Source organism: Streptomyces sp. NPDC088400 (assembly GCF_044753355.1).
GTDB lineage: Bacteria > Actinomycetota > Actinomycetes > Streptomycetales > Streptomycetaceae > Streptomyces.
In genome coordinates this window covers 971,086-984,269 of the sequence record NZ_JBIVMZ010000001.1, presented here as the reverse complement: position 1 = coordinate 984,269, position 13,184 = coordinate 971,086, and the positions used below count along the sequence as shown (strand labels likewise).

General features: G+C 70.2%; 11 protein-coding genes. 9 read left to right on the top strand and 2 right to left on the bottom strand.

What is annotated here, in order from left to right; all coding sequences use genetic code 11:
- The first annotated feature begins 106 nt into the window (after positions 1–106).
- The 7 genes from mce to ACIQD6_RS04430 all read left to right on the top strand — a co-directional run bounded on the left by mce (position 107) and on the right by ACIQD6_RS04430 (position 9,954).
- Positions 107–535 carry a methylmalonyl-CoA epimerase gene (gene mce, locus ACIQD6_RS04460; RefSeq protein WP_401877825.1) on the top strand — a complete coding sequence of 143 codons (429 nt, stop codon included), beginning with the start codon at positions 107–109 and terminating at the stop codon, positions 533–535.
- 159 nt (positions 536–694) lie between these two features.
- On the top strand, positions 695–4,411 hold the full coding sequence (gene scy, locus ACIQD6_RS04455) for a polarized growth protein Scy (protein WP_401877823.1): 3,717 nt from the start codon (positions 695–697) through the stop codon (positions 4,409–4,411).
- Between the two features lie 207 nt (positions 4,412–4,618).
- Positions 4,619–5,557, top strand: coding sequence for a cellulose-binding protein (locus ACIQD6_RS04450; protein WP_401877822.1), 939 nt, complete (start codon positions 4,619–4,621; stop codon positions 5,555–5,557).
- 180 nt (positions 5,558–5,737) lie between these two features.
- A complete protein-coding gene (locus tag ACIQD6_RS04445; RefSeq protein ID WP_401877820.1) occupies positions 5,738–6,745 on the top strand; it encodes an ABC transporter ATP-binding protein in 1,008 nt (335 codons plus the stop codon).
- 1 nt (position 6,746) lies between these two features.
- Positions 6,747–7,526 (top strand): ABC transporter permease subunit, encoded by a 780-nt coding sequence (locus tag ACIQD6_RS04440; RefSeq protein WP_401877819.1) that lies wholly within the window; start codon positions 6,747–6,749, stop codon positions 7,524–7,526.
- Positions 7,527–7,744: 218 nt separating this feature from the next.
- On the top strand, positions 7,745–9,064 hold the full coding sequence (locus tag ACIQD6_RS04435; RefSeq protein ID WP_401877817.1) for an ATP-binding cassette domain-containing protein: 1,320 nt from the start codon (positions 7,745–7,747) through the stop codon (positions 9,062–9,064).
- Complete coding sequence (locus ACIQD6_RS04430; protein WP_401877815.1) at positions 9,061–9,954, top strand: ABC transporter permease; 894 nt, start codon at positions 9,061–9,063, stop codon at positions 9,952–9,954. The genes ACIQD6_RS04435 and ACIQD6_RS04430 overlap by 4 nt, the downstream gene beginning before the upstream one ends.
- A 52-nt stretch (positions 9,955–10,006) precedes the next feature.
- Here ACIQD6_RS04430 and ACIQD6_RS04425 read toward each other — a convergent pair whose 3' ends face one another.
- Positions 10,007–10,339: an ATP/GTP-binding protein gene (locus ACIQD6_RS04425; protein ID WP_401877814.1), complete on the bottom strand. Its 333-nt coding sequence runs from the start codon at positions 10,337–10,339 to the stop codon at positions 10,007–10,009.
- 211 nt (positions 10,340–10,550) lie between these two features.
- Here ACIQD6_RS04425 and ACIQD6_RS04420 point away from each other — a divergent pair, with 211 nt between their 5' ends.
- The gene (locus tag ACIQD6_RS04420; RefSeq protein WP_401877812.1) at positions 10,551–11,693 is read left to right on the top strand and encodes an LLM class flavin-dependent oxidoreductase; all 1,143 of its coding nucleotides are present in this window, start codon (positions 10,551–10,553) and stop codon (positions 11,691–11,693) included.
- 108 nt (positions 11,694–11,801) lie between these two features.
- On the opposite strand, the gene ACIQD6_RS04415 is transcribed toward ACIQD6_RS04420, so the two are convergent.
- A complete protein-coding gene (locus tag ACIQD6_RS04415; protein WP_401877811.1) occupies positions 11,802–12,194 on the bottom strand; it encodes an SCO5389 family protein in 393 nt (130 codons plus the stop codon).
- 211 nt (positions 12,195–12,405) lie between these two features.
- On the opposite strand from ACIQD6_RS04415, the gene nucS reads away from it, so the two are divergent.
- Positions 12,406–13,077: an endonuclease NucS gene (nucS, locus tag ACIQD6_RS04410; protein WP_401877809.1), complete on the top strand. Its 672-nt coding sequence runs from the start codon at positions 12,406–12,408 to the stop codon at positions 13,075–13,077.
- Positions 13,078–13,184 lie beyond the last annotated feature (107 nt).

Here is a 13,184-nt window from a genome sequence, read left to right as displayed (position 1 = left end):
GAAGGTGTACCGCAAGCTTACTGAGCGGTAGCAGAGCGGGTCACCAGGCAGTGCGTGTGATGGGAGGCACGTTGCGTAACCGCCGCCGGGGCGCTGCACTGTCAGCATGCTGACGCGAATCGACCACATCGGAATCGCCTGTTTCGACCTCGATGCCACCGTCGAGTTCTACCGGGCCACGTACGGCTTCGAGGTGTTCCACACCGAGGTCAACGAGGAACAGGGAGTCCGCGAGGCCATGATCAGGATCAACGGGACGTCCGACGGCGGGGCTTCCTATCTTCAGCTGCTCGAATCGGTCCGGGAAGATTCCGCCGTGGGCAAGTGGCTGGCGAAGAACGGCGAAGGTGTCCATCACATCGCGTTCGGGACCGCGGATGTCGACGGGGACTCGGAGGCGGTGCGCGACAAGGGCGTACGCGTTCTGTACGAGCAGCCGCGGACGGGTTCCATGGGCTCCCGCATCACCTTCCTCCACCCGAAGGACTGCCACGGAGTCCTCACCGAACTCGTCACCTCCGCCTCGGAGCACTGACCTTAAGGATTCCCGGCCCGGTACAGTGGGGCGCTCCGGGCCGGGGCCGGGCCGGGGCCGCGCCCCTGCCGTAGATCTGTCACCATTCCCCGGGGGGCCGTTCGCCGCGAACGGTGCTCAATTGGGCAGTTGCGACCAGGGGACGGATGGGACCGCGCAGTGCGGGGCTACGAACGCCAGGAGAGCCACCGAGCTGACGACGACCACCTCTCGCGGTTCGAAGCCGAGATGGACCGGCTGAAGACCGCGCGGGAGAAGGCCGTCCAGCACGCCGAGGACCTCGGTTACCAGGTCGAGGTATTGCGCGCCAAGCTCCATGAGGCACGCCGCAGTCTGGCCACCCGGCCGTCCTACGACACCTCAGACATCGGCTACCAGGCCGAACAGCACCTCCGTAACGCCCAGATGCAGGCGGAGCAGATGCGCGCGGACGCCGAGCGCGAGCTGCGTGACGCCCGCGCCCAGACGCAGCGCATCCTCCAGGAGCACGCCGAGCACCAGGCCAGGCTCCAGGCCGAGCTGCACGCCGAGGCCGTCCAGCGGCGGCAGCGGCTCGACCAGGAGCTGTCGGAGCGCCGGCAGACCGTCGAATCGCATGTCAACGAGAACGTCGCCTGGGCCGAGCAGCTCCGTGCCCGTACCGAGGCCCAGGCCCGGCGGCTGCTCGACGAGTCACGCGCGGAGGCCGAGCAGTCCCTGGCCGCCGCCCGCGCGGAGGCCGCGCGGGTCGCCGAGGAGGCGCGGCGGCGGCTCGGTTCGGAGTCGGAGGCGGCCCGTTCCGAGGCCGAGACGGTTCTGCTGCGTGCCCGCCGGGACGCCGAGCGGCTGCTGAACGCCGCGTCCTCGCAGGCGCAGGAGGCCAGCACCCACGCCGAGCAGTTGCGTACGTCGACCTCCGCCGAGGCCGACCAGTCCCGCCAGCAGGCCACCGAGCTGACCCGCGCCGCCGAGCAGCGGATGCAGGAGGCCGAGGAGCGGCTGCGCGAGGCGCGTGCCGAGGCCGAGAAGGTCGTCACGGAGGCCAAGGAGAGCGCGGCCAAGCAGCTGGCCGGCACCGAGTCGCAGAACGAACAGCGCACCCGTACGGCCAAGTCGGAGATCGCCCGGCTGGTCGGGGAGGCGACGAAGGAGGCCGAGGCCACCAAGGCCGAGGCCGAGCAGGCGCTCGCCGATGCCCGCGCCGAGGGCGAGAAACTGGTCGCGGAGGCCGCCGAGAAGGCCCGTACGGTCGCCGCCGAGGACACCGCCGCCCAGCTCGCCAAGGCGGCCCGTACCGCCGAGGAAGTACTGACCAAGGCGTCCGACGACGCGAAGGCCACGACCCGGTCCGCGAGCGAGGAGGCCGACCGGATCCGCCGCGAGGCCGAGGCCGAGGCGGACCGGCTGCGCGGCGAGGCGGCCGAGCAGGCCGATCAGCTCAAGGGCGCGGCCAAGGACGACACCAAGGAGTACCGCGCCAAGACCACCGAGCTCCAGGAGGAGGCGCGCAGGCTGCGCGGCGAGGCCGAGCAGCTGCGGTCCGACGCGGTCGCCGAGGGCGAGCGGATCCGGGGCGAGGCCCGCCGGGAGGCCGTCCAGCAGATCGAGGAGGCGGCCAGGTCCGCCGAGGAACTGCTGACGAAGGCCAAGGCGGACGCCGACGAGTTGCGTTCCGGCGCCGCCACCGAGAGCGAGCGGGTACGTACCGAGGCCATCGAGCGCGCCACCACGCTGCGCCGGCAGGCCGAAGAGACCCTGGAGCGCACCCGCGCCGAGGCCGAGCGGCTGCGCGCCGAGGGCGAGGAGCAGGCCGAGGCCACCCGGACCGCCGCCGAACAGGCCGCGTTGGAGCTGCGCGAGGAGACCGAGCGGGGCGTCGAGTCCCGTAAGGCCGAGGCGGCCGACGAGCTGACCCGCCTTCATACGGAGGCCGAGCAGCGTCTGTCGAGCGCCGAGGAGGCGCTCACCGAGGCCCGCGCCGAGGGCGAGCGGTTCCGCCGTGACTCCGCGGAGGAGGCCGAGCGGCTGCGCACCGAGGCCGCCGAACGTATCCGTACGCTCCAGGCGCAGGCCGAGCAGGAGGCCGAGCGGCTGCGGACCGAGGCCGCGTCCGATGCCTCGCAGTACCGCGCCGAGGCGGAGACCGCGGCCGTACGGCTGCGCTCCGAGGCCTCCAACGAGGCGGAGCGGCTCAAGAGCGAGGCGCAGGAGAGTGCCGACCGGGTCAGGGCCGAGGCCGCTGCCGCCGCCGAGCGGGTCGGTACCGAGGCGGCCGAGGCGCTGGCCGCCGCGCAGGAGGAGGCGAGCCGCCGCCGCCGCGAGGCCGACGAGACCCTGACGGCCGCCCGTACGGAGGCGGACCAGGAGCGCGAGCGGGCCCGCGAACAGAGCGAGGAGCTGCTCGCCTCGGCCCGTAAACGGGTCGAGGAGGCGCAGACCGAGGCGCAGCGGCTGGTCGACGAGGCCGACCGGCGTGCCACGGACATGGTCTCCGCGGCCAAGCAGACCGCCCAGCAGGTACGGGACTCCGTCGCGGGTCTCCAGGACGAGGCCGAGCGAGAGATCGCCGGGCTGCGTTCGGCGGCCGAACACGCGGCGGAGCAGACGAAGTCCGAGGCGCGGGAGGAGTCCGACCGGGTCCGGGCCGACGCGTACGCGGAGCGGGAGCGCGCCGCCGAGGACGCCAACCGGGTCCGGCTCAGGTCCCAGGAGGAGGCCGACGCCGCGCAGGCCCTCGCCGAGCGCACCGTCGGCGAGGCGATCGCGGAGGCGGAGCGGCTGCGCTCCGAGAGCTCGGAGTACGCGCAGCGGCTGCGGACCGAGGCGTCGGACGCGCTCGCCTCGGCCGAGCAGGACGCGTCCCGCGCCCGTGCGGAGGCCCGCGAGGACGCCAACCGTATGCGTGGTGACGCGGCGGGCCAGGCGGACCGGCTCATCGGGGAGGCCACGAGCGAGTCCGAACGGATGCACGCCGAGGCCGCCGAGACGGTGGGCTCCGCACAGCAGGCCGCCGAGCGGCTGCGGGCCGAGGCCGAGCGGTTCAAGGCGGAGACCGAGGCCGCCGCGGAACGGCTCAGGAGCGAGGCCCAGGAGGAGACGGACTGGCTCCTGGACGAGGCGCGCAAGGACGCGGCCAAGCGCCGTTCCGACGCCGCCGAGCAGGCCGATCAGCTGATCAACAAGGCGCAGGAGGAGGCCCTTCGGGCCGCCACCGAGGCCGAGGCCCAGGCGGACACGCTGGTGGGGGCCGCCCGTAACGAGGCCGGCCGGATCACCTCGGACGCGACCGTCGAGGGCAACTCCCTGGTGGAGAAGGCCCGTACGGACGCGGACGAGCTGCTCGTCGGCGCGCGCCGGGACGCGACGGCCATCCGGGCCCGCGCGGAGGAGCTGCGGGAGCGCGCGGAGAACGAGGTCGAGCAACTGCACGAGCGGTCCCGGCGCGAGACGTCCGAGCAGCTGAGAACCGCGGGCGAGCGTGTCGACAATCTGATGAAGGCCGCCGACGAGCAGCGGGTCGAGTCCGAGGCGAAGGCCAAGGAGCTGATCGCGGACGCCAATTCGGAGGCGAGCAAGGTCCGTATCGCCGCGGTGAGGAAGGCCGACGGGCTGCTCAAGGAAGCCGAGCAGAAGAAGAACGAACTGGGCCGGCAGGCCGAGAAGCTCCTCGCCGACGCCGCGGAAGAGGCGAAACGTACGGTCGACGAGGGCCAGCGCGAGCTCGATGTCCTGGTCCGCAGACGCGAGGACATTCAGGCGGAAATCTCCCGCGTGCAGGACGTACTCGAAGCGTTGGAGTCATTTGAGACACCCGCAGCGCCCGCGAAGGACAGCCCCGTCAAGGCGGGCGCTGCGGCGGGCAACACTCGTTCGGGTGGAAAAACGTCCGACAGTTAGCCAGAGCGTGGACTCGACCGGTCATGTTTGTCCGTCAAGGAGTGCGCGTACCCGGCGCCGTGGCGGGGAAAGGGTTGCCGGGAGGGGCGCTGATGACCCAAAAGGCTGGACATTCTCCAGATCAAACCGACATCCGCTCGATGACACGCCGCTTAGGCCCCTAGGATTCCCCCTATCACCTCACCGGTCTCATTCGACAGGAACCCCATGAGCGACACTTCCTCCCCATTCGGCTTCGAGCTCGTGCGGCGTGGTTACGACCGCGGTCAGGTGGACGACCGCATTACCAAACTCGTCGCCGACCGTGACAGTGCCCTGGCCCGCATCACCGCCCTCGAGAAGCGCATCGAGGAACTCCACCTCGAGACGCAGAACGCACAGGCCCAGGTGAACGACGCCGAGCCGTCGTACGCCGGTCTCGGCGCCCGCGTCGAGAAGATCCTCCGCCTCGCCGAGGAGGAGGCCAAGGACCTGCGCGAGGAGGCCCGCCGCGCGTCCGAGCAGCACCGTGAGCTCGCCGAGTCGGCGGCCCAGCAGGTGCGCAACGACGCCGAGTCGTTCGCCTCGGAGCGCAAGGCGAAGGCCGAGGACGAGGGCGTCCGTATCGTCGAGAAGGCGAAGGGCGACGCCCAGACCCTCCGTTCGGAAGCGCAGAAGGACGCGCAGTCCAAGCGCGAGGAGGCCGACGCACTCTTCGAGGAGACCCGCGCCAAGGCCGCCCAGGCCGCCGCGGACTTCGAGACGAACCTCGCCAAGCGGCGTGAGCAGTCGGAGCGCGACCTGGCGTCGCGTCAGGCGAAGGCCGAGAAGCGCCTGGCGGAGATCGAGCACCGCGCCGAGCAGCTGCGTCTGGAGGCCGAGAAGCTGCGCACCGACGCGGAGCGCCGGGCCCGTCAGACCGTCGAGACGGCGCAGCGCCAGGCCGAGGACATCGTGGCCGACGCGAACGCCAAGGCCGACCGGATCCGCAGCGAATCGGAGCGCGAGCTGGCGGCGCTCACCAACCGCCGCGACTCGATCAACGCGCAGCTGACCAACGTCCGCGAGATGCTGGCCACGCTGACCGGTGCCGCGGTGGCCGCCGCCGGCTCCCCGGCCGACGAGGAGCCGATCTCGCGTGGTGTGCCGGCCCAGCAGTCCCGCTGAGCCGACAGTCACGCTGAGCCGACAGTCACGCTGAGCCGACGGTTCCGCCGGGCCCACGCTCCCGCTGAGCCGGTTCAGTCGTTCGATCGAATGCGATCGGTCAGTTCGATTGCGTAACGATCCCGCAGGCCCCCCGTCACTCCGGTGGCGGGGGGCTTTCTGCCGCTTTACGTTGGCCGCATGATCGAGGTCGAGGGGCTCACCAAACGCTTCGGCCGCACGGTCGCGGTCGATCATCTTTCCTTCCGGGTGAGACCCGGCGTGGTGACGGGCTTCCTCGGCCCCAACGGCGCGGGCAAGTCGACCACGATGCGGATGATGCTCGACCTGGACAACCCGACCAGCGGTTCGGTCCGGATCGACGGCAGGCACTACCGGGAGCTGGCGGAACCTCTCAAGTACATCGGGGCGCTGCTGGAGGCCAAAGCCATGCATGGCGGCCGCAGCGCGTACAACAATCTCCTCTGTCTGGCCCAGAGCAATCGCATCCCGGCGAGCCGGGTCTCCGAAGTACTGGAGATGGTCGGACTGACCGCGGTGGCGAAGAAGAAGTCGAAGGGCTTCTCACTCGGGATGGGCCAACGGCTCGGTATCGCATCGGCTCTGCTCGGCGATCCGGAGATCCTGATGTTCGACGAACCGGTGAATGGTCTGGACCCCGAGGGAATTCACTGGATCCGCAATCTTATGAAGGCTCTCGCGCAGGACGGCCGGACGATCTTCGTATCCAGCCATCTGATGAGTGAAATGGCCCTGACCGCCGATCACTTGATCGTGATCGGGCAGGGCAGACTGCTGGCGAACACGTCAATGGCCGACTTCATCCGGGAGAACTCCCGCAGTTACGCGCGGCTGCGCTCCCCGCAGCAGGAGCAGTTGAAGGACGTCCTGCACGCGGCGGGCTTCACCGCGACCGAGACGGCCGGCGGGGTACTGGAGATCGACGGGGCCGCGACCGAGGAGCTCGGGGAGCTGGCCGCGCGCCACCGGATCGTGCTGCACGAGCTGAGCTCCCAACGCGCCTCGCTGGAGGAGGCGTTCATGCGGATGACGGCGGAGTCGGTCGAGTACCACTCGCACGCGGCTCCCGGCGGGGAACGTCCGGCGGGCCCCGCGGGCCCCCGCTGGGGACCGCCGCACCAGCCGGAGCGGGGCCACCGGCGGAGCCGGCGGGACGAGGGGGCCTGACATGGCATCGATACCGGCCGTGGTCCGGTCGGAGTGGACCAAGATCCGTACGGTCTCCTCCACGAGCTGGACGCTGATCAGCGCCCTGGTCGTGACCGTGGCCCTGGGAGCGGCGCTCTCGGCCCTGCTCAACTCGACGTTCAGCGATCTGTCACCGGCTCAGCAGCTCACCTTCGACCCGACGTACACCAGCTTCTCCGGAATGGTCCTCGGGCAGCTGGCGATGGTGGTCTTCGGGGTGCTGGTGGTCGGCTCCGAATACAGCTCGGGCATGATCCGCAACTCGCTGGCCGCCGTGCCGCAGCGCGGCACCTTCCTCTTCAGCAAGATCCTGGTGGCCGGGGTGCTGGCGCTGGTCGTCGGGCTCGTCACCGGTTTCCTGGCCTTCTTCCTCGGCCAGGCGCTGCTCGGTGACCACGGTACGGACATCGGCGAGCCGAATGTGCTGCGCGCGGTCGTCGGCAGCGGTCTCTACATGGCGCTGATCGCCCTGTTCTCGATGGGCGTCGCGGCGATGCTGCGGAGCTCGATGCTCTCGCTCGGCATTCTGATGCCGTTCTTCTTCCTGGTCTCGCAGATCCTGTCCGCGGTCCCGGTGGCCAAGGACGTCGCGCGGTACTTCCCCGACCAGGCCGGTTCCAAGATCATGCGAGTCGTCCCGGACGCCGTCGGCTCGGGCACGGCGCCCTACGGGCCTTGGACCGGGCTGGGAATCATGGTTCTCTGGGTGGTGGCGGCCCTGGTGGGCGGATACGTCGTGATGAAGAAGCGGGACGCGTAGGGCCGGCTCGGCGGGTGCTCAGGGAGTGTCCGCGGCGGGATGGCATGTGTCGGTACCAGGCCGGCGCGTGGCGGAGTTCTCACGATTCCTGTGCGGCGCTCCCGCCGAGCGACTTGGCTGGAACCGTCAACCCGTGGATATTCTCTTAACTCTTACGGGGGCCTTAGGCCCGGAACGGCCACTGCCCCGACTATCTGACCTGTCGATGGGGCTGGAGAATGATCGAGGCAGTCGGCCTGACGAAGCGCTACGGCGCCAAGACGGCCGTGTACAACCTTTCCTTCCAGGTACGACCGGGACACGTCACCGGGTTCCTGGGCCCCAACGGTTCCGGCAAATCGACGACCATGCGCATGATCCTCGGCCTCGACCGGCCGACGTCGGGCCGGGTGACGGTCGGCGGACATCCCTTCCGGCAGCTGCCGAACGCACCACGCCAGGTCGGCGCGCTGCTCGACGCCAAGGCGGTGCACGGCGGCCGCAGCGCGCGCAATCACCTGCTCTCGCTCGCCCAGCTCTCCGGCATCCCGGCCGCCCGGGTCGACGAGGTACTCGGAGTCGTCGGCCTCCAGGACGTCGCCAAGAAGCGTTCCAAGGGCTTCTCGCTCGGGATGGGACAGCGGCTCGGCATCGCGGCCGCACTGCTCGGCGACCCGAAGGTGCTGCTCTTCGACGAGCCGGTCAACGGCCTCGACCCGGAAGGCATCCTCTGGGTCCGCAATCTGATGAAGCAGCTGGCCGCCGAGGGCCGTACGGTCTTCGTCTCCTCGCACCTGATGAGCGAGATGGCCGTCACCGCCGACCATCTGATCGTGATCGGGCGGGGGCAGCTGCTGTCCGACATGAGTGTCAAGGACTTCATTTCGGCCAACTCCGCGGACTTCGCGCGGGTGCGCACCCCGGGGACCGAACCGCACGAGCGGGAGAAGCTGACGTCCTCGCTCGCCGAGGCGGGCGGCCGGGTGCTGTCCGAGCCGGACGGCGCCCTGCGGGTCACGGGCCTGCCACTGCCCCGGATCAGCGATCTGGCGCACGAGGCGGGCGTACGGCTCTGGGAACTGTCACCGCACCAGGCCTCGCTGGAGGAGGCGTACATGCGGCTGACGCAGGGCGCCGTGGACTACCGCTCCACCGCCGACGCACTGGCCGGCTTCGAGCCGCCACAGCAGCCCGGCTACGGCCCGCACGGGTACGGTCCCGGCCCGCACGGCCCGCAGGGATACCAGCAGCCCGTCGTCCCGGACGTGCCGCACCAGGGCTTCTACGCCCCGCCGCCGCCCGGAGTGAACCCGTACGCGGGCGGAGTCCCGGTGGCCCCGGCGGCTCCGGCGCTCTCGGCCGGTTCCGTACCGCACGCGGCTCCGGCTCCCTCGGCCGGTTCCGTACCGCACGCGGCTCCGGCTCCCTCGGCCGGTCCCGTACCGCAGGCGGTTCCGGTGCCTCCGGCCGGTCCCGTACCGCAGGCGGCTCCCACTCCCCCGGCGGCGGCTCCCGCCGCGGACATGACGAAGCGCGACAGCAGCGAGGACGGCCGATGACGACCCCGTACCAGCAGTCCCCGCAGGCTCAGCCGCCGGCGCGGCAGGCGCCGTACGCGGGAGCCCAGCAGCCCCCGCAGTGGCAGGGCGGGCCCGGCGGTTACACCTCGCCGATCCCGATCCGGCCGGCCCATCTCGGCGACGCCCTGGCCTCCGAGTGGACCAAACTCCGTTCCGTACGCTCCACGATGTGGACCCTCGGCGTGATGATCGCGCTGATGCTCGGCATCGGACTGCTCGTGGCGCTGGTCATCGCCGCGGGGGACCCCAACCTGCCGGAGGACTCCGTACTGACCCTCGGCTTCTTCGGGACGCTGCTCGGCTCGATCTGTGTGATCACGCTGGGGGTGATGACCATCGCCTCGGAGTACAGCACGGGCATGATCCGTACGACCCTGACCGCGTGCCCCAGCCGGGTCCGGGTGCTGGCCGCCAAGTCGGTCGTCTTCTTCCTGCTGGTCTTCACGATCACGACGGCGACCACGGCGATCGTCGGCGCGCTCCAGACCTCGATCCTGGACGCGCCCTCCCCTTCGGGCGACCAGTGGCTGAAGTCGACGGTCGGCGTCGGGCTCTATCTGGCGACGCTCGGACTGCTCTCGCTGGCGGTCGGCGCGATGATCCGGCACTCCGCGGGTGCGATCACGGTCATGATCGGTGTGGTTCTGGCGCCGCTGGTACTGGCGATGTTCATGGCTTCGGAGTCGCTCGTCTCGGTGCGCGACTACATGTTCCAGTACTCGATTCCGAACCAGCTCGTGGTGTTCTACGGCGATGAGGGCATCGTGCCCGGGGGACCGACCGGCTGGGACCCGCTGTGGATCATGCTCGGTGTGACGGCGGCCGCGCTGGCGGGCGCCCTGGTGGCTCTCAACCAACGCGATGTGTGAGCGGCCGGGCGCTTTCGGAGCCTGAGCGGAGGCCCGCGCGGGTCTCCTCGGTTCAGTACTTCGGCCCGTTACGGGACCGCTGCACCCGCGTGGTGCGGCGGTCCTTCGCGTTCCAGCAGGCCTGGTGCCAGTGGCGCCGGTCGTCCACGCCGCCGTACTCGGGCCAGGCCACCACGTGCGGTACGGCAGACGGGATCTCCTGGTCGCACCCCGGGCAGCGGTACCGTTTGCCGGCGGCGCTCGCCCCGGCGACATGGCGGATCGACCACTCCTCGCCCTGCCAGGTCTCCGACCGCTGGAATCCGCCGTACCGGTCGCCGGCGTCGCCGCCTGCTCGCTCGATCGGTTTCTCGCCACCTTTGGGGCGGTTGCGGCGCGGGGACACAGGACACCTCACGGGACAGACAGCACGGTTCTCCTCCAGCCTACGGCCCGTGCTCGGAGGAAGACGCCCTGTGCGGCACAGAGGAACGACACGCACAGAAGGTACTTACCGGACAATCGCAAGAACTTCACGACCGGGCCGTGCCTTTGGCACGTGTCAGACGTTGTTGCCGGTAGGGGGAGTCGCGTCGGCCGCAAGGAGGCAGAAGGCGATGCGTGTTGGAGCTTTTGTACTGGCCGCCCAGTTCCCTGGTCAGGGACAAGGAGAAGCGCTGCACCGGGCGGTGCGTACCACCGATCTCGCCGAGGCGTGCGGACTCGACTCGGTCTGGCTGGCCGAGCACCACTTCGTGCCGTACGGAGTATGCCCGTCGGCCGTGACCCTGGCCGGGCTGCTGCTCGGCCGGACCCGTCGGATCCGGGTGGGTACGGCGGTCAGCGTGCTGCCCAATGTCCACCCGGTGGCCCTCGGCGAGCAGGCGGCGCTCCTGCATCTCGTCTCCGGCGGACGGTTCACGCTCGGCGTGGGCCGGGGCGGGCCGTGGGTCGATCTGGAGGTCTTCGGCACCGGACTGCGCGCCTACGAACAGGACTTCCCCGAATCGCTCGATCTGCTGATGCGCTGGCTGCGCGAACCGCGCGTGTCGGCTTCGGGAGAACGTTTCAGCTTCCGCGAAGTCCCCGTCGTACCACGCCCGGACGAGCTGCACGACGGGCCGCACGGCGGAGGGTACGACAGGCTCTTCAACGCGCGTACCGACGACGCGAGGAGCGACGCGACGGCCGACTACGGCGTGAGGGACGGCGGCGGTGTGAGGAACGGCGGCGTGGGGGACGGGCCGGAGACGCTCATCGCGTGCACCTCGCCGAAGAGCGTCAAACTGGCGGCCGAACGCGGCCTGCCGATGCTGCTGGGGATGCACTGCGGCGACGAGGAGAAGGCGGAGATGGTCGCCCTGTGGCGTACGTACGCGCGCGCCGCTGGCCGCCCTGCCACGGAGATCGCGGACACCGCGCATGTGTCGGCCGGAGTGGCGCAGATCGCGGACGGCCGGTCCGAGGCGGCCGAGACGCTCATCAAGACCATGCCCGGCTGGCTGCGCCAGGGACTCGGTGCCCATGTGACGGTCGACGGCCGGATCCGGCCGATGCGTGACCCCGTGGCCTATACGGAACTGCTGTGCGGCCTGCACCCGGTGGGGACGCCCCGGCTGGCCGCCGACCGGCTCGCCGCCACCGCCGAACGCACGGGCATCACGCGCTTCGCTCTGCTCGTCGAGGGCTCCGGGGACCTGGCGGCGACGGAGGAGAACGTACGCCGCCTGGGAGCCGAGGTCCTGCCCCTGCTCGGCTGACCCCCATCGACCGACATCCGTAGGCGCGTTCACCGTCCGTACGGTGTCGTTAGGCTGCCGCTCCGGCACCCATGGTGCCTTCGCGATGCGGAGCGGCAGCAAGATACGTCAGCAGTCCCGAAGTTGCGGTGACTGGTTGAGCAACTGGCCCCTTACCGAGGTGAAACGGGCCAGCCTCTCATCGACCGAGGAGTCCAGGGGGAACACAGCCACGCGGTGGCAGTTCTGGAATGCGAGACGCACTCCGAAGTGGCGCTGTAACGCGCCGCGAATCGCATCACTCGCGAGCGCACGCAGCAGTTGCCCGCGTGCCTGCTCGTCCGGCGGGGGCGTCTGGTTGTCGGCGAACTGTCCACCGTCCACCTTCAGCTGTGCCACCAGAGAACTGATCATCTCCCATGCGTAGGGCAGGGAGGTCCGGACGCAGTCGACGAAAGCCGCTTCGTCAACCTCGCCTCGCTCGGCCTGTTCCAACAGTGCCGGTGAGACGTCGAGCGACATGGGGTTCTCCTCTCGCGACCCCGGGGGTGGGGCCTTACGGGCAGGGAAGGAGGCGACGACGACGCAGCGTGCACGACCGGCGACCTCCTGCTTCCACGTTATGCGCGCTGTCCGGACCGCACCAGGCGAATGGGAACACAACCGGCCAATAACGAACGGGGCTTCCGGGGCGAATCGCGCGCGGAGCCGGAGGTCGAGTAGCGTGCCGACCATGCGTCTCGTCATTGCCCGCTGCTCCGTGGACTACGCGGGCCGGCTCACCGCCCACCTGCCCTCCGCTCCCCGTCTGATCCTGGTCAAGGCCGACGGCAGCGTGTCCATCCACGCCGATGACCGGGCGTACAAACCGCTCAACTGGATGTCTCCGCCGTGCACGCTGAAGGAAGGCGTGGATGAGGATGACGGCGTTTGGACGGTCGTGAACAAAGCGGGCGAGAAATTGATCATTACGATGGAGGAAGTCCTCCACGATTCCTCGCACGAACTGGGCGTCGATCCGGGCCTCATCAAGGACGGCGTGGAAGCACACCTCCAGGAGCTTCTGGCGGACCGGATCGAGACACTTGGCGAGGGTTACAGCCTGATCCGCCGCGAGTACCCCACGGCGATCGGTCCGGTGGACATCCTGTGCCGGGACGCGGACGGCGGGACGGTGGCCGTGGAGATCAAGCGCCGCGGCGAGATCGACGGCGTGGAGCAGCTCACGCGGTACCTGGAGCTGCTGAACCGCGACCCTCATCTGGCGCCGGTGAAGGGCGTGTTCGCGGCGCAGGAGATCAAGCCGCAGGCGCGAGTGCTGGCGACGGACCGCGGGATCGGCTGTGTGGTGCTGGACTACAACGGCCTGCGCGGCATCGAGGACGACAAGCTGCGGCTGTTCTGACGATCAGGCTGTTCTGACGGACCCGGCTGACCTGACGGACCCGGCCGGTCCGGCAGATCCGGCTGTTCGAGGGATCAGGCTGTTCCGACAGATCTCACCACCGACCG

Bases quoted from the DNA above. Each gene is read 5' to 3' on its own strand.
- mce (WP_401877825.1), top strand. From the start codon at position 107: ATGCTGACGCGAATCGACCACATCGGAATCGCCTGTTTCGACCTCGAT.
- ACIQD6_RS04450 (WP_401877822.1), top strand. From the start codon at position 4,619: ATGAGCGACACTTCCTCCCCATTCGGCTTCGAGCTCGTGCGGCGTGGT.
- ACIQD6_RS04445 (WP_401877820.1), top strand. From the start codon at position 5,738: ATGATCGAGGTCGAGGGGCTCACCAAACGCTTCGGCCGCACGGTCGCG.
- ACIQD6_RS04440 (WP_401877819.1), top strand. From the start codon at position 6,747: ATGGCATCGATACCGGCCGTGGTCCGGTCGGAGTGGACCAAGATCCGT.
- ACIQD6_RS04435 (WP_401877817.1), top strand. From the start codon at position 7,745: ATGATCGAGGCAGTCGGCCTGACGAAGCGCTACGGCGCCAAGACGGCC.
- ACIQD6_RS04430 (WP_401877815.1), top strand. From the start codon at position 9,061: ATGACGACCCCGTACCAGCAGTCCCCGCAGGCTCAGCCGCCGGCGCGG.
- ACIQD6_RS04420 (WP_401877812.1), top strand. From the start codon at position 10,551: ATGCGTGTTGGAGCTTTTGTACTGGCCGCCCAGTTCCCTGGTCAGGGA.
- ACIQD6_RS04415 (WP_401877811.1), bottom strand. From the start codon at position 12,194: ATGTCGCTCGACGTCTCACCGGCACTGTTGGAACAGGCCGAGCGAGGC.
- nucS (WP_401877809.1), top strand. From the start codon at position 12,406: ATGCGTCTCGTCATTGCCCGCTGCTCCGTGGACTACGCGGGCCGGCTC.